Source organism: Vibrio sp. SALL6, assembly GCF_002002385.1.
Classification (GTDB): Bacteria; Pseudomonadota; Gammaproteobacteria; order Enterobacterales; family Vibrionaceae; genus Vibrio; species Vibrio parahaemolyticus.
Genome location: NZ_MQVK01000040.1, coordinates 64,781 through 79,775 on the forward strand (window position 1 = coordinate 64,781; position 14,995 = coordinate 79,775).

The 14,995-nt window shown below is 39.9% G+C and carries 17 protein-coding genes; 2 read left to right on the plus strand and 15 right to left on the minus strand.

All coding sequences use genetic code 11. The annotated features are described in order from the left end of the window. Nucleotides 1–87 precede the first annotated feature (87 nt). Nucleotides 88–942: a LysR family transcriptional regulator gene (locus tag BIW15_RS22045; RefSeq protein ID WP_077281620.1), complete on the plus strand. Its 855-nt coding sequence runs from the start codon at nucleotides 88–90 to the stop codon at nucleotides 940–942. A gap of 173 nt (nucleotides 943–1,115) precedes the next feature. On the opposite strand, the gene BIW15_RS22050 is transcribed toward BIW15_RS22045, so the two are convergent. The 14 genes from BIW15_RS22050 to BIW15_RS22115 form a co-directional block, all read right to left on the minus strand. Beyond that, nucleotides 1,116–1,574 carry a hypothetical protein gene (locus BIW15_RS22050; protein ID WP_015313138.1) on the minus strand — a complete coding sequence of 153 codons (459 nt, stop codon included), beginning with the start codon at nucleotides 1,572–1,574 and terminating at the stop codon, nucleotides 1,116–1,118. Nucleotides 1,575–1,796: 222 nt separating this feature from the next. After that, complete coding sequence (locus BIW15_RS22055; protein ID WP_045602676.1) at nucleotides 1,797–2,360, minus strand: OmpA family protein; 564 nt, start codon at nucleotides 2,358–2,360, stop codon at nucleotides 1,797–1,799. 1 nt (nucleotide 2,361) lies between these two features. After that, the gene (locus tag BIW15_RS22060; RefSeq protein ID WP_023584907.1) at nucleotides 2,362–3,744 is read right to left on the minus strand and encodes a VWA domain-containing protein; all 1,383 of its coding nucleotides are present in this window, start codon (nucleotides 3,742–3,744) and stop codon (nucleotides 2,362–2,364) included. Nucleotide 3,745: 1 nt separating this feature from the next. Then, nucleotides 3,746–4,324 carry a tight adherence pilus pseudopilin TadF gene (gene tadF, locus BIW15_RS22065; RefSeq protein ID WP_005498630.1) on the minus strand — a complete coding sequence of 193 codons (579 nt, stop codon included), beginning with the start codon at nucleotides 4,322–4,324 and terminating at the stop codon, nucleotides 3,746–3,748. Then, nucleotides 4,314–4,856 carry a TadE family protein gene (locus tag BIW15_RS22070; RefSeq protein ID WP_005454147.1) on the minus strand — a complete coding sequence of 181 codons (543 nt, stop codon included), beginning with the start codon at nucleotides 4,854–4,856 and terminating at the stop codon, nucleotides 4,314–4,316. Before BIW15_RS22070 ends, tadF begins: the two co-directional genes overlap by 11 nt. Further along, nucleotides 4,853–5,941: a lipopolysaccharide assembly protein LapB gene (locus BIW15_RS22075; RefSeq protein ID WP_020835205.1), complete on the minus strand. Its 1,089-nt coding sequence runs from the start codon at nucleotides 5,939–5,941 to the stop codon at nucleotides 4,853–4,855. Before BIW15_RS22075 ends, BIW15_RS22070 begins: the two co-directional genes overlap by 4 nt. Further along, nucleotides 5,941–6,807 (minus strand): type II secretion system F family protein, encoded by an 867-nt coding sequence (locus BIW15_RS22080; RefSeq protein ID WP_005481282.1) that lies wholly within the window; start codon nucleotides 6,805–6,807, stop codon nucleotides 5,941–5,943. Before BIW15_RS22080 ends, BIW15_RS22075 begins: the two co-directional genes overlap by 1 nt. Beyond that, nucleotides 6,807–7,721: a type II secretion system F family protein gene (locus BIW15_RS22085; protein ID WP_015313136.1), complete on the minus strand. Its 915-nt coding sequence runs from the start codon at nucleotides 7,719–7,721 to the stop codon at nucleotides 6,807–6,809. The genes BIW15_RS22080 and BIW15_RS22085 overlap by 1 nt, the downstream gene beginning before the upstream one ends. Further along, nucleotides 7,718–8,983 carry a CpaF family protein gene (locus BIW15_RS22090; protein ID WP_077281622.1) on the minus strand — a complete coding sequence of 422 codons (1,266 nt, stop codon included), beginning with the start codon at nucleotides 8,981–8,983 and terminating at the stop codon, nucleotides 7,718–7,720. The genes BIW15_RS22085 and BIW15_RS22090 overlap by 4 nt, the downstream gene beginning before the upstream one ends. Beyond that, the gene (locus tag BIW15_RS22095) at nucleotides 8,980–10,179 is read right to left on the minus strand and encodes an AAA family ATPase (protein ID WP_005454059.1); all 1,200 of its coding nucleotides are present in this window, start codon (nucleotides 10,177–10,179) and stop codon (nucleotides 8,980–8,982) included. The genes BIW15_RS22090 and BIW15_RS22095 overlap by 4 nt, the downstream gene beginning before the upstream one ends. Nucleotides 10,180–10,182: 3 nt before the next feature. Then, nucleotides 10,183–10,632 carry a hypothetical protein gene (locus BIW15_RS22100; protein WP_005454289.1) on the minus strand — a complete coding sequence of 150 codons (450 nt, stop codon included), beginning with the start codon at nucleotides 10,630–10,632 and terminating at the stop codon, nucleotides 10,183–10,185. Beyond that, a complete protein-coding gene (locus BIW15_RS22105; protein WP_005454128.1) occupies nucleotides 10,632–11,975 on the minus strand; it encodes a type II and III secretion system protein family protein in 1,344 nt (447 codons plus the stop codon). Before BIW15_RS22105 ends, BIW15_RS22100 begins: the two co-directional genes overlap by 1 nt. A 2-nt stretch (nucleotides 11,976–11,977) precedes the next feature. Then, a complete protein-coding gene (locus tag BIW15_RS22110) occupies nucleotides 11,978–12,730 on the minus strand; it encodes a hypothetical protein (protein ID WP_005481305.1) in 753 nt (250 codons plus the stop codon). Between the two features lie 58 nt (nucleotides 12,731–12,788). Beyond that, nucleotides 12,789–13,043, minus strand: a complete 255-nt coding sequence (locus BIW15_RS22115; protein ID WP_045608109.1) for a Flp family type IVb pilin — start codon at nucleotides 13,041–13,043, stop codon at nucleotides 12,789–12,791. A 194-nt stretch (nucleotides 13,044–13,237) separates the two neighbouring features. On the opposite strand from BIW15_RS22115, the gene BIW15_RS22120 reads away from it, so the two are divergent. Next, the gene (locus BIW15_RS22120; RefSeq protein ID WP_024702891.1) at nucleotides 13,238–13,681 is read left to right on the plus strand and encodes a prepilin peptidase; all 444 of its coding nucleotides are present in this window, start codon (nucleotides 13,238–13,240) and stop codon (nucleotides 13,679–13,681) included. A 52-nt stretch (nucleotides 13,682–13,733) separates the two neighbouring features. Here BIW15_RS22120 and BIW15_RS22125 read toward each other — a convergent pair whose 3' ends face one another. Next, a complete protein-coding gene (locus tag BIW15_RS22125) occupies nucleotides 13,734–14,642 on the minus strand; it encodes a LysR family transcriptional regulator (RefSeq protein ID WP_005454057.1) in 909 nt (302 codons plus the stop codon). Nucleotides 14,643–14,995: the final 353 nt, after the last annotated feature.

A 14,995-nucleotide genomic window follows, 5' to 3' on the forward strand; every position in this document is an offset into this window, starting at 1 on the left:
ATAACATCAACGAAGTTAATTGTTCTTTGTTTTAGAGGTATATTGATTAAGCAATCAATATTAAAATAACAACAGACCATAACTTTGATGACTAATAAAAAACTGGATTTAAACTTAATCCAAACATTTTTAATTGCTGCAGAATATCAATCATACACCAAAGCGGCTGAGCACCTTGGCGTGACGCAACCAGCAGTAAGTGCTTCCATTAGGCGCTTGGAAGCACTAATTGAATACCAACTCTTCACCAAGGTAGGACGTTCAATTTCCCTGACTTCTAGAGGGCAGAACTTGCTCCCCAAACTAAGGCAAGCACTGTGTATGGTAGAGAATGCATTGTCCATTTCGCCTCAATTTAAGGTTTACTGCTCAGAGGTATTTTCGGGTAGTTTATCGTCGATTAACAACGTTTCTGTTCACGAAGCTGCCGCGACAAAAAACCTGTTACTGGAACTGCTTCATCAGCAGAAAATTGCGTTAGTCATTGATTCAATCAAGTCTGATGATTCTACGCTGGTCAATGAGGTGATTCACGAAGAGTCAAATGTCGTCGTATGCCGCAAAACACATCCGAGAATAAATGGACAAATCAATACCAAGCAGTTTTTTAAAGAGAAACACTGCGTGCTGACTGATGAATGGGCTGTGAGCCAAACGACCAATCACAACCAATACCTAAATAACGTACAAGTCGAAACCGTGGCATCTTCTCTTTCTGGCGTCGTGTTAAATGTGATTGAGAGTGACAATATCGCGATAATCCCCCAGTCTTTTGCAATGAAATGGAAGGAACAACTAGACTTACAAGTGATTGACTTGCCCATTGAGTCAAACCTTGTCACCTACCATTTCATTTATCACAAAAGAGAAAAAAACAACCTGCACCACAAGCGTATTCGAAACAACATCAAAGAAACGCTAAAACCATTTTACAAATCTTAGCTCTTTGCTTGTTCCCGATGCCAAGAACCATACAGTTGTATCGGTAAGCTAGGCGCGGTTATCTAGCGGCTTTACCTCGTGTACTGATAATAATTGTATAGACAGAACAAAAGTAATGGTGGCTAAATTCGTTTTTAAATAACAGAGCTTTTTAAATGGCAAAGATATCGCGATTAAACTTGATGATATTTTTTGTTTTTACAATCATAGCTTAGCAACTCGTATGTATTTCTAATATCCAAGTACTTTTCATAATGTAGATAGGCAATGATTCTAGCGTCTGTATTAAACATCAATACGTTTAATGCATTTATTGAATCATATAAATCTTTACCATCAACACCTGACTCTTTATAGCAGCTATTTATATAATTGAGTTCTTTGTAGAGTTCGCTAGCAATCAGCGGATTTTCTAACCTATCTTTTGCGAAATCATAACTTAATATACTTGTCGCGTATTGGATATAACGTAACATAAACTCTTTATCAGCTTCTGTTACTTCTAGGTGGTTAACGACTTTATCGACATCATCTCTGATATTATTTTTATTTAAGTCGATGCCTAATAAAGTGTCAGAAACATCTTTGAGTATACGAGGGTTATATACATACTCCTCTAGTTGGGCGCTCATCGCTGGTTTTTCTACTTCAGCATAGGAATGGTAAGCGTTACCAAAAAACAAAAATATCGACACGAAAATATGTTTACATTTCATTGATTGAGACAACTAATTTATACATTACAGAAATAATATTCACAAAAATAAAAGCTTAGTAAAAACTAAGCTTTTAAATACCACATAAGATTGAGCACATGAATATTAAAATTACAACAGCAAATAGTGGATTGCTCATTACTCTATAGTTAATACAACTCGACGGTTACAGCCTGACAGCTTATTCTCGTTCACCTTACATATAGGCACAGACTCCCCAAAGGCCTTTTCCACAATTCTGTTGCCAAGCCCCAGATCTTTCTTTAAATACTTTGAGGCAGTGCTTGCACGTCGAAGGGATAAACTTTTGTTGTAAGCCTGGCTTCCGACATCATCCGTGTGCCCTTCAACGAGAATACGTTTGTCTTCGTTAACCAGTTCTAAATACTTTGATATAGCTTGTTTATGTACGTTTGTTAGATAGTGCTCATTAGTATCATAGTGTAGAACTAACGACATTGAGTTCTTATCAAATGTGCAACTTTCCGTGGCGTTTGTAGCTTCAACCTTTTCAATTTTTTCATCTTGCACAATGGAAAGATCCTCATTAATTACTGATGCGAGTTTTCCATCCACCTGAGTAATTTTTGTATCAGAGCTTTTCAAAACTTTTGAAGTAACATAGTTTTCACTTTGGTTGATACAATTAGCGAGCGCGACATTTGAAGTAAAAATAATCGCAAATGGTATTAACTTTTTCATTTTAATCTTTTAATCGTCCTGTTTCTTCGTTAATCAGATTTAATATATATTTGTAAACGTCTTTACCATTTTTAGCATGATAAATGTTTTTCTCACCAACGCACTCACCGAAACCATCATCTTTTTGTACGTTGTAGTTAACACCTATTACGCCCATGGTGACCTTGGTTTTTTCACCCTCTAGCTTCGCATGTTCACTTTGAAACTTATTTTCTTTACTAGATATTCTTTTCTTAAGGCTTTCACACAAACCATGCTCACTCACTAATGACTTTAAGAATTTGTCATAAACCTGCTGATATTGAACATTTCCATACGCGTCTTCGTAACGTTTTGTAACTACGTCGTATTTACTTCTATACGCACGACTTCTTTGGATCTCATCAGGAAATCGTACATCTGTATCTGCACCATCAGAGAGAAAGATAAATACCTGCTCCGGGTTTCGATCTTCTTTCTTAACTTTGTCCGCCTCTTTCGCCGCAGCAATTAAGCCTAACCAAGAGTCGGTACCGCCCCCTCTTGCAGGCATTACCTTGTTGGAATTCAATATATTGATAAAGTCCTGATAATCGACTGTTAATGGAATATCTCGTGCCTGATTATAATAGTTAGCATGGTAGACTTTTTGTGCATCAACATTCTCTTCAAACATTTTATCAACAATGCTTTGAAATGATGCTTCAGTGTGAGAAAACTCACTTGCATAATCGTATAACTTCACTCGACCAGCGCCTTTATCGAACTTTGCGTTGTAGGCGTTATAAGTTAAAAGCGCAACTCGACTTTTCTTATCCGGACCGGTTTTGAAGTTCTCCAACTCTTTAACGACTCTGGTAATCGTATCTTTTACGACCTGCATTTGAGTCTTGTTTCTTTCACCATACCATGGGTTACTCATCGATTGACTGGTATCCAATATGAAGTAGATATCAACGGGCTGAGGTAGGTATTTTCTCGTAATCGAGTCACCAGAGACCTTGAACTTGGGTTCTACACCAATTTCGTTGTGTGAGATCCACGAGTCATGCTCCGCAGTCGCGACAACAGTGAAGTCAGCAAATGGTGATAGCTCATTATTCCGTTGAACACAGCCATCTTTGTATTCACACTTTTTGGTGGATACGCTGATCTCGATATCGCTGATGTTGTCAGTAATGTATAAATCAACAATTCTCTGCGCATAGTCCTGGTCGTCTTTATTGTCTTTACCAGGGCTTGCGATCAAAGCAAGACTTGCTACTTCAGCCGCTTCTTCGATTTTTGAGTGCGCAAGTAAACGTTGTGTGTAACCGACAGAAAATGAGAAAGTGATGATTAATATAGGGAGAAACGAAACAAATATGATTCCAGCCACTCCTTTCTGCTTAGTGAAGCCCTTCATATTAAATCCTTGCAAATGAGTATGAACTGGTCACAACCTTGATCGGCTCACCACGCATTACACCGATGATATTGAAAGGTGTTTTGTAGCATAGAGATACGTGATAAAGCGGAAGACGTCGGTTCTGTGTCGTCAGTGGTAATAGCTTCTTCGCTTCTGCCACCGTGATTTCCTTCAGATCTGGAAAATTACAATCTTCTGTTTTGCCTTTGAAGTTGGTAAACGTAACGAGCTTAGTGTCCTTTTCTTCTAACGAGAGCTCCGTGATTCTCATGCCTAATTCGCTGGCATCAAAATCTGGTAACGTACGTTTCAGCATGCCTTTCGCCATGTAAAACGCGTTATTTACTTGTGCCTCACAATGTCTACCGTTCTCACCACAAATATTAAGTTCGTTGGCGAACAACTGTCGACGCTCGCTTATGACGCTTACGATGGAATAAACCACTCTATCCAACTGCCCTTTCTTGTTTACTGCGATCGTGTAGTTGATATGCATGGCAATGATTGAACCAAAAAAGAGTAATACCAATGCGAGTTCAACGATAAAGGCTCCGGTTTGTTTCGACTTAGCCACCACAAGTGATCTCCTCACCTAATTTGAAAGTGCATCGTTCATATTCTTGAACTGCGACCATCTCTCGATTAATGCTCATGCTTGGCATAACAAAGTTAAACAAAGGGTGATAAGTGAAACTCAATTGATAGATGGCTATCGGCATATTGACTGAGTTCGCCACTGCATCGCCCTTTTTGACATTGGGGCAATCATCTAAGGCTTGGCCGCTACGGTTACATTGAACAAAATCAGACAAATTTTTAAAGTAATAGACCGATGCAGATACCGATGAATGGTCAACAACCTTCGACCATAAGGCACCACCGCTAGATTCTAGTTTGGTTTTGACCACATCTTGATAGTCCACTTTTTCCGAGTTGCTAGAACTACCTTGTTTTTTACTACTCATCACAGCTGTCGTCAGCGCATGGTCGGTTACCCCCATCGAATACGTAAGTACAGACAAGTCAAACCAGGTAAATAGCACCATGATCAAAACGGGTAAGCCCATCGCAACTTCGACCGTCAAACTTCCTTTTTGAAACTTGATCATAATTCAACGTACCTTTTCTTCGTGTAATCAACGACAAAAGCACCTTTGATATTCATGTTTTCAAGAAACTTCTTTGCATCATCTATATCGCTAAACTCACCAACGCAATAACGCTTCCATAAGCCGTGAGTGTAGGAATACACTTTGCCATAGTTGCCTTTCAGATAATTTAGGTAATCTGACGGAATGACTTTATAGGTTGCTAATACTTGAATTCGATAAATTGACGGCGCTTTAGGACGTAAGTTTTGCGGGTCTAATACTGAGCGCGCTACGTACTTTGGTTTCAAATCGACAGATTTCGTATCCATTTCCATATTTTTCTTTTCCTTTGACTTCGCGACCTGTTTGGGTGGAACTTTTGTATCTATTTTTTTACTCAGAGGTTTAACGCTCTTCATGAGCTTTTTCAGTTTGACTCGTGCGTCTTGCTCGCTACTGTCGTGTTTCAAAACCTCCAACGCCACATCCGGACGATTCGACCGAGTCGACGCCAAAAGGAGATTTGAACGTACCTTTTCATCATTTGGATTGGCAGCAAACAAGCCATAGAGCAGCTCCATCGCGGGCTCTGGTCTGCCTTGCAGCATCATCACTACCGCAATATTGTTGTTTGCCTCACGGTCTGATGCGCCATTCTTCTTACTGTCATTGAAGTGAGAAATTGCACCATCGTAGTCTTTTTTACGCGCAAGTATTTTGCCTTTTAGAAGGTAGTAATCACCCTCTGGACCACCATTATCTAAATACTCTTCTAAGTAACGTTCACTCGCATCGTAATTGGATTTTAAATATTCAAGCTTAGCTAAGATATAAATAATATCTGGGTCTTTAAGATCCTTTTTCTCTAGAGTGTTTATGTATAACTCAGCGGATTTTTGGTCTTTATTATCCAAATATAAATTGATCAGTTTTATCTTATAACTCGGGACTTCGACTAAGTTCGCTTTATAAAATTCAATAAGCTGTTCAGTTTGACCAGAGTTAGTCAGTAATTTTTCTTTTGTTACTAATTCTTGATTGATAGTTGAACAACCACTTAAAAAAAGTAACACCAAAAGAGAGAAATAGTTTTTTATATTCATTATCCTAGCATCCTCATTATCCCTGGCGCTGCGATTAGAACAACAATAGGAATCATGATAAAAGCGATCATTGGGATCGACATTTTTGCCCCCATCTTGCCGATTTTTTCTTCCAGTTCGAGCATGTTTATTTCTCGAATATCAGAAGCAAGAGAGGCTAATACCGCACCCACGGATGACCCGTACTTTAAGCTTTGAGTAAGCGTCATGACGAAGCTTTGTGCTTCCGTCGTTGGGACTAAGTCGTAAAACTCGGTGAGAGCTCGGTCTAACCCAACAATTTTGGCCCGTTCTGACGTTTTCTTAACGACATAAGCAAGGTTTTCATCGACCGTTTTTAGCTCGTTCGACAAGTAATCCAAGCTTGCTTCTAACGTCATCCCTGTGTGTACACAAACGTTCATCAAATCCAGTAAGAAAGGTAGCCGACTACTTACATGTCGCACGTTTGCATTCCCTCGCGATGAGATATACATATCCGGCGCGATCAAACAAACAAGCATAGAAAGCGAGAATGAAATAAACGCGGAGGAAAACTCCATCTCTCCTTGAATGTAGGAGTAGCCAATAAACGCCAAACAAAAAACCAAGGGTATAATTTTCAACAGATAATAGGCTTGAGCAATAAACTCGCTATGAATACCTGCTCTAACCAAATTATTTTTTGTTTCTTCTTTATTAAAAGATAATCGAGAAAGATGTAACGATAATTTGTCAACAAAAGGCGTTTTTTCTTGGGTTGAGTCAATAATCTTTTTTGTTGAAATATTTGCTTTGGTTTTATCAAACACCTTTAACGAGTAATACGCGGCAGATAACGAGATAATTAAACCGAGCGCTAAGAAGATTAACTTAATATCAACCATTACCTAACTCCTCTTAATATCATGTAGATAAAGAAGAACCCAATAGCTTCACTAACCAAGACGTAATAAAAGATGGGCTTTCCCCCTTCTTCAAACATTACGAAGTTATAGTTTTCCGGGCTGGTCACTTTCAAAATCATGATAAAGATAACTGGCAACGCCGCGATAATTTTTGCTGATGCACGCGCTTCCGACGTCAACGCATTTTTCTTTTTCTCGATTGCCCTCGCTTCAAACATGATTCGGTTGATGCGGTTAATCACGTCTTTTAGCTGCCCACCTCGACTCAAGTTGATTCGAATTGTTGCGGCAAAGAAAAAGTACTCAACGTAAGGAAACGAAGCTGCACTTCGTGCCAATACATCGTCTGGGTCTTCACCAATCAGAAGTCGTTCTGACATCTTTTTGAACTCTTCGCCAACTTCATTATCAAGCTGAGTTCCTACGTATTCGAACGCATGAACAATACTTTGTCCCGAAGAGAGTGCACCCGACAATATGTTTAGTGCATCTGGAAAGTTGTCCTTGAATCGCTGCGCTTGGATACCACTTAGTTTGAGTATAAACATCACAAATAATATTGGTTCTAACGCCAGCAGCACTTTCCAGTACTCAAACATAAAAAACCAATCATTAACGCAGTAAACAGCTATCGAAGACGCAGCGAAAAAGCCGATCAGTTTTAGTCCCGCATTTGGGCTCAGCAGCTTTTTCAGCTGCTTAAATTTGTCCTTTACTTTCTTTTTATAGCTAACATCAAAACTCTCCGAGTCGATAACCGCTCGGGAGCCAGTAACGCCCTCGAATGTATTGGACTGTTCAATGATAGACGTGATTTCTTTTTGTCTTTTCACATGACCAATAAACAGGAATAACGCGACAGCAACCCATAGTGAAATGACGATCAGCATCATGAGAACAACTCCTGAAGTGCCCCATCTAAGCCGAAGAACTTAGCTCTCTCATAAATCACAGAACGTTTAGAAAGACCTGGCGTTCGGAACTCACCTGAGATTTTTCCTTCATCACCTACACCATTGTTCTCAAAGCGGAAAATATCTTCCATCACCACGCTGTTCCCTTCGAGGCCAACGATCTCACTGATGAACAATATTTTACGACTACCATCATGCAGTCTTCGTACTTGGACGATCAGATCGACCGCACTCACGATAGTGCGACGAATCGCCTCAAGCGGTAGGCTTGCTGTAGCCATCATTACCATACTCTCGACACGCGCAATTGCATCACGAGGGGTGTTCGCGTGCAGTGTTGACATAGATCCATCGTGACCGGTGTTCATCGCTTGAAGCATTTCAAATGCCTCACCGCCACGACACTCACCGACGATGATTCTGTCTGGTCGCATACGAAGGGCGTTAATCACCAAATCTCGGGCGGTAATTTCACCAGTACCTTCGACGCTTGCTTGGCGCGTTTCCAAACGCACAATGTGCGGCTGCTGCAACTGAAGTTCGGCAGCATCTTCAATGGTGACAATACGTTCACCACTGCCGATAAAGCCTGACAAAGCGTTCAGTAGTGTTGTCTTACCAGAACCAGTACCACCTGAAATAAGAATGTTGCACTTGCAGTGGCTCGCAATGGAAAGTAGCTTCGCCATTTCAACGGACAGCGCGCCAAACTGAACCAAGTTTTCCAACTTGATTTTTTGCTCTTTAAACTTACGAATTGAGATTGAAGTACCATCAATCGCAAGAGGTGGTATTACGATGTTTACACGACTACCATCTTCTAAACGCGCATCACAGAGCGGTTTCGATTCATCAATTCGACGCCCTACATTGGATGCAATGCGTTTGGCGATAGTATTGAGCTGCTTTTCATTGACGAACTGGATTGGCGACTTCTCTACCTTGCCGTTGATTTCGATGAAAATATCTGACGGGCCATTGATCATAATGTCCGAGATATCATCGTTATCAACCAACGCTTGAAGCGGCCCTAAGCCTTTAAGTTCATCCAGTAGTGCTTTGACGAGATCTAAACGCTTCAAACTGCTGATTTGCAGTTGCTTTTTCTCGATAAGAATATTGACGGAGTCTTTTAATTGGCTTTCAAGCTCCAATGGCTCGACATCGACTAAAGAAGCGGCATCAAGCGCGTCAAAGATTTCGTCTCTTATGTCAATATAAACTTCTTTTAGGTGATTCATTTCTTAAACCACGCGAACTTTTTCTGCACTTTGACTTTTTTACCAGTCAGCGAATTCACCATATTTGCAATAGCTGGGGTGAACTTAATTTTCGCCGTATTGTGAATGCCCTGTTGGATGATCAACTTTTCCAAATTGGCTTCATAAACAAAATCAATGGTGTCTTTCGCTTTAATTTTTTCTTTGGCGCCTTGGAGAGGCATCATGTAATCCTTCTGCGATCGAGTCATAGAAAAAATGATTCGATGCTCGGCCTTTCCTAATTTTTTCTTTATCGAGTGGTAAGCGCGTAACGAGGCAACAGAAGGTTCACAAACAACAAAAATGCGGTTGTATCTTTCATTGATGTCTTCTGAAGTCAGTTCGTTTATCGCATTTAAAGGCAATGAATCTATGATGAAGTTGTACTGATCCACCAGCTCATTAGAAATTCTAAATAGAGAGTCTGCATGGTCACTAATGCATGCAATGTTCTTTTCAAGGGCAAGGAAATCAAGCTTGTCTTTGATCGGGTGTACATAGCTCCCAGCAATCGCGGCATCGAGCTCAGATTGGTTTAAATCGATGCTATTTTGTTGCGCCTTTAGCCCTTTTAAACCCAAGAAAATATCCGAATTTAATGCCAGCGTATCGTGTTCAACAAGCAACGTTTTTAAGCTTGCTTGCTGGCTCAAGCTATGGGATAAAAAAGCACTGATGGTTGACACGCCAACACCGCCTTTACTACCAAGCATCAAGACTCTTTTAGCGATTCGCGACTTTTTCTTCACCGTTGGCGAAAATGTGTCTTTACCAGACTCTTTTAATGCGCCCAACAAGCCATCAAGTTCCGGATCCCAAAGAATGTAGTTCGCACCTAACGACAGCACTTTGTCACGCATCAAGATTGAGTCCGTGTTGCTCAACACAATCAGAGAGATGCTCACATCTAATCTTGAAGATATTTCCGCCACTTCCGAAACAAGCTCGCCACAATCTCGCAAATCAAGAACGACATGCTTTATTTCTGCACTTGTTTTGTGCCAACTCTCATCATCGATATCATCTACTTTAAGAGGTGATGCGAAACCTTCGATCGCATAGAGCTCATCGATCGCTTGCAGAAAAGCCATATCATCTGAAACAACCAGATCAATGGTGTTATTCTTTTTGTCTTTACTCGATGAAGTCGTTTTGAATAGGTTATCTAAATCCATTTTTTACTCCACGACAGGATTCGTCATACTCAAACGTCTGTTGTATTCCAAGCTGCATCCAAATGGATGATTTTTAAGAGTATTGAATGAAACAGCACCACAGGCTTGTTCTTGAATCTTGTGATACTTCGCGACGATTTTTACACCTTTGCCCTCACTGTTTGCGTTCAGTGTGTATCGCAGTTTATTTACGCCTTTGGCTTTGATTTCTTTTACAAAACCATCAACAAATTGACTCTCTTCGGTGTCGTAATTGATTGCAAACGTAGACTTTGGGTATTGGCTATTGATTTGATTAACAAAGTTAACCGACTTATCCATTGCCACGTCTTTGTTGGTGACTCGAAACTCAAAGGTTTCCACAATGGTGTCTACCGTCGTTTTATTTGGGGTTACCGATACCGAGCAACCGGTCAGTAAAACGGAAACGACCAATAATAGGTTTGCCTTCATTAGTTAAAGCCTCCCGCCTTTATCGTATTTTCCAATTCTTCGTCATCAACTTTCGAAAGATCGAGCTTCAGCAAGCGCTCAAGGTCACTCGTTCGCTCGAACTTCGGCAGCTTGATGTCGGTTTCTTTGACAGGGTCGACAAGATTAACTGTCGCGACGATGATCAACTCCGTCTTTCTTCTTTCGGTATTGGTCTTACTGAATAACGCACCAAGAATTGGGATGTCGCCTAGATAAGGGATTTTTGCCAATGACTCCTGCTCTTCCGACGTTAAAAGACCAGCTAACACGAAGCTTTGGCCATCTTTCAGTTGAACTGTTGTCTGAGCTTTTCGAGTTCGTAGCGAAGGGACGCTAACTAGACCAGAGTTCACACCATTGGTTTTATCAATAGAACTCACTTCTGGTAACAGTGACAGGCGGATGTTTTCTGAATCTGTCACCTTAGCAACCATAGACAGCTTTACCCCGTATTCTTTATAAGTTACGGAAATACCATCGTTGTCTCGGACGGTGATTGGGATTTCACCACCGACAAGAAAACTCGCCGATTCGCCAGAAATTACCGACAGGTTTGGCTCAGCCAGCACTTGGCCGATACTGTCGTTGCCACTCGCTGAAATAACCGCGACGATATCTTCTGCCGTAAAGTCCAGGATTTTGTTAACAAACTGACCAGCTCCGCCAATCGACTTACCATTCGTCTCTGCGTATGACACGCCGAGTTCTGTTAAGAATGAGCTCGAAACCTCTGCAACCGTCAACTTCACATTGATTTGATCGGTAGTGAGCACTTTTAGGTTGTTGATGATATCTTCGAAAACGTAAGTAGCTGTATAGTCAAGCGGATCAACGGATTCTCCATTTGCGCCAGACAGCTCAAAAGTATTTCTTTGCTTACTCTTTTTCAGCATCTCGCCAACATGGCGGTAAACTTTGTCTTTGATCTCTTCGCTGCTAACAACACCATCAATGACTATTTGCTCACCAATATTGGTCAGCTTAATGTCTTCATCTGGATATCTCGCAATAATGGTTTGCTTTAAAAGTCTTAGACTCTTGTTGACTACCACTTCTGCGTTATAAATTTCGTTTCCGGCTCGGTCATAAGCAATGATCGACGTTGCACCACGACCGATACCGTAAATCACGAGCTTCCCATTTGCGATTACCTTGTAGTCCGCAATTTGAGTGTCTGCGACAAATACGGTGTCGATGTTGCGTTTTACGTTAATGGTTTTTGCTGCGCCTTTATCTAAGCTCAATAGCTCCCCTGCGGAGACTGAAGCTGGGAGTAATAGCGCCACTCCTAATGTGACTAATAGTATATTTTTATTGAACACCCTTAATTCCCTCTCAGCTGTCGAACGCCAAATCGATGCTCAATTAAATCGCTACTTTTCACAGATAAGTATTTATGAACCATCTTTGCAGGAACCAACGTTATAGCTCCGATCTTTTGTGCCATTTCAAGCTTAAGTACTTGTTTAACGGTCAACGCGATGATCAAGCCATAGTCTTCGTTTGACGAATCATCTTCAGACACATTCATCGCCTGTAAAACTAATGCACCATCAATAATGACGTTGCTTGTTAAGCTATCGATATCGGAATAACCGCTTTCTAATAAATTCGATTGAGATGAGGTTGTAGCGACAAAGCTGACACGGTCGCCAGGTTGTATTGGTAACGCCTCAACAATGCTACTGCCTTGAGAAAGGTAGTAATAAGGGACCTGATCTTTTTTAAGCGAAAGATACATGTAATCTTTTTCGCCGGGGTTAGAAACCAAGTTTGACGTTAGTTGAGTTCCTTCGGTGACATCTTTTGCCCATAGAGCGCCAGATTCAATCTTGATACTCGTATAAGGGGTATAAGAATGCTGTTTTGCTTCTGACTCTGAAAACTCACGAATATCAATTGCATCAATATTGACGGGATCAGCTTTGTTCACAGTTCGATTAACAAATGCGACTTGTACAAACACTTCATTTTCCACGACGGCCACAGGCTCTGGCTGGTCAAAGAAATCACTGACGTAAAAAAAAGCCAAAAACATAGTGATGGCAACAAATACAAAAATTAATGCTCTACTCATAGAATAAAAACCTTAAAAGAGAGGGTTTCCCCTCTCTCTAAATTTATAACGGGTTAACTTATCCTTGTTTACCGTCGGCAGTACCGCCTTTACTACCACTGCCACCAGCTGAATTAGCACTATCCATCGACGTAGAGATCTTACCCATTGCATCATTTAACGTTGTTTTCAAAGTGCCATCTTTGAATACAAATAGAATAATTGAAGACATTGCTACAGCGATGATTGCGTATTCCACAGCAGTGACACCACGTTTGTCAGACTTAAATTTTTTGCGGATATTACGAAGTTTAGAATTGATATTTAAAAGCATTTTTACCTCTATTTCCCTTGAATTAATCACTCATTTCGTGAACGAAGAAAATTTACATCAACAGAAACAATCACACCAATTAAGCTTTTTTATTTACATATAAGATGTTGTTATAAAAGTAATGAAATCCATTACATAATTTTTTATTATCCAAAATGATTTGAATTTAGAAGTAACACATTTAAAATAGTAAAATGAATTATATAAATTTTGCTTTATGGCTAACTTGCCTGGTTAATGTCTTACTCATATTCTATGGTGACATTCGCTATAGAATTGTGAAACATCGATTTCTTCTTATTATCTTCATTACTTCACTACTTAGCTTGTTCTTTACTCCAGAACCACTAACTCAGCTCGCAGTGAGTACCTCTGTTTTTATTTGTTTCTTTATACTTTGGTTGATAAATATTGTAGGCGGCGGAGATGTAAAACTCATTGGCGCACTTTTCTTAGGAGTGAACGATGAATATATGTTAGCGGCAATAGTAGCGATAGGATTACTGGGTGGGATTCAAATATTGGTTATGTGGTTAATGTCTGTTTATCGAAAAAAAACACCTTTTGAGAATGGTATCCCTTACACAATACCAATTGGTATAAGTGGGCTCTTTTTCTTCTACATGTCATTAATTTAATCATTATTAAAACAAACGCCATGTCTATTTATTCAATAGCCATGGCGTTTTTCTACATCACTTCACAACTGGTTAGTAAGCGACCCGTAGGTGGTCTACCAACCACGCCTTTAGAAGTAAGTCGGAATGTTTCGGTAATCAAACTTCTCAAACGTTCTTGGTCAATTTTCTTCGCAGCAGAATCATTACACCATACGTACATCTCGATATACTTGGATAGCGGATATTGACTACACTTGTAATCGCCTAATGTCCAACTAGGACAGATAACAAAAGTATTTGCCGCTTGCAGTTCATTGATCATCAACCGAGACGAAGAAGTGGTAAGCCAATGTTTTACCTTAGAAATATCCACCCCAGAAGAATCAAGCAATACTTCAGCATCTCGCCTAGTTAAAGTATTACAAAAGACGATTCGCTCAGGGTAGCACTCCTCAGGTTTGACGGCACAGTCGCAAGCTAAAATGTATTGCTCTCTATTTAGGGGGAAAACGCGACCTTCCACGGATGTGGTGTCACCAATAGCGAAGACTAAATCGTGGTTATCTTTATCAACACAGTTCATGTCGCTATAACTTGTAATAGCCAACTCGACGTCGTTATACACTCTAAAAGAGCTAATTACCTTCGCGACCAATTCAGGGGCAAATGAATCAGATATCGCAATAGAGTACCGATCAAACATATCTACTTGAGCCAATTCGTCAAATAATTGGTCATATAAAGACATTGTTCTGTCTGTATAACTAAGCAATATTTGACCATGTTTAGTCAGATTGAATCCATCTTTTCGATCGAAGACTTCAGCCCCTATAGTACATTCAAGTTTTTTAATATGTTGTGAAACGGCTGGTTGGGTTAAATATAGACTTTCTGCTGCCGCAGTAAAACTTCTATGCCTTGCAACATGTGAAAAAGTGCGCAAGTACTTTACATCGATGGTACGTTTATTAGCTTTCATTTAAATAACACCAAGACCCAATAATTTTCCGATAGTTATAATTTTTATAAATCCATAAAGCTACAGATGAAGCCAGTTAATAAATAGCTCCCCTCTATAACTCAGTGTCTTATTTTACGTCTAAGCATTAAACAGTTGTATAAGAAACCAATTGCTTACTCATTGAGTTTACCACTGATCCGACAAGATAAAAAACATTGTAAATGTCTGTTTTAACTATTATTTCACGTTGCGAAATAATTAATTAAAAAAAGATAACTTTATAATATTGTGTCTTAATCACCCCCTTTATAAGGTCTAAATCCCCCTTTAATTTTAAGTAATTACTTAATAATATTCATATTGGTTTATTT

Excerpts from the sequence above, each read along its gene's own strand:
- BIW15_RS22045 (WP_077281620.1), top strand. The coding sequence starts at position 88 with ATGACTAATAAAAAACTGGATTTAAACTTAATCCAAACATTTTTAATT.
- BIW15_RS22090 (WP_077281622.1), bottom strand. The coding sequence starts at position 8,983 with ATGAATCACCTAAAAGAAGTTTATATTGACATAAGAGACGAAATCTTT.
- BIW15_RS22110 (WP_005481305.1), bottom strand. The coding sequence starts at position 12,730 with ATGAGTAGAGCATTAATTTTTGTATTTGTTGCCATCACTATGTTTTTG.
- BIW15_RS22060 (WP_023584907.1), bottom strand. The coding sequence starts at position 3,744 with ATGAAGGGCTTCACTAAGCAGAAAGGAGTGGCTGGAATCATATTTGTT.
- BIW15_RS22095 (WP_005454059.1), bottom strand. The coding sequence starts at position 10,179 with ATGGATTTAGATAACCTATTCAAAACGACTTCATCGAGTAAAGACAAA.
- BIW15_RS22055 (WP_045602676.1), bottom strand. The coding sequence starts at position 2,360 with ATGAAAAAGTTAATACCATTTGCGATTATTTTTACTTCAAATGTCGCG.
- BIW15_RS22080 (WP_005481282.1), bottom strand. The coding sequence starts at position 6,807 with ATGGTTGATATTAAGTTAATCTTCTTAGCGCTCGGTTTAATTATCTCG.
- BIW15_RS22085 (WP_015313136.1), bottom strand. The coding sequence starts at position 7,721 with ATGATGCTGATCGTCATTTCACTATGGGTTGCTGTCGCGTTATTCCTG.
- BIW15_RS22070 (WP_005454147.1), bottom strand. The coding sequence starts at position 4,856 with ATGATCAAGTTTCAAAAAGGAAGTTTGACGGTCGAAGTTGCGATGGGC.
- BIW15_RS22115 (WP_045608109.1), bottom strand. The coding sequence starts at position 13,043 with ATGCTTTTAAATATCAATTCTAAACTTCGTAATATCCGCAAAAAATTT.
- BIW15_RS22120 (WP_024702891.1), top strand. The coding sequence starts at position 13,238 with ATGAATTATATAAATTTTGCTTTATGGCTAACTTGCCTGGTTAATGTC.
- BIW15_RS22100 (WP_005454289.1), bottom strand. The coding sequence starts at position 10,632 with ATGAAGGCAAACCTATTATTGGTCGTTTCCGTTTTACTGACCGGTTGC.
- BIW15_RS22075 (WP_020835205.1), bottom strand. The coding sequence starts at position 5,941 with ATGAATATAAAAAACTATTTCTCTCTTTTGGTGTTACTTTTTTTAAGT.
- BIW15_RS22050 (WP_015313138.1), bottom strand. The coding sequence starts at position 1,574 with ATGAGCGCCCAACTAGAGGAGTATGTATATAACCCTCGTATACTCAAA.
- BIW15_RS22125 (WP_005454057.1), bottom strand. The coding sequence starts at position 14,642 with ATGAAAGCTAATAAACGTACCATCGATGTAAAGTACTTGCGCACTTTT.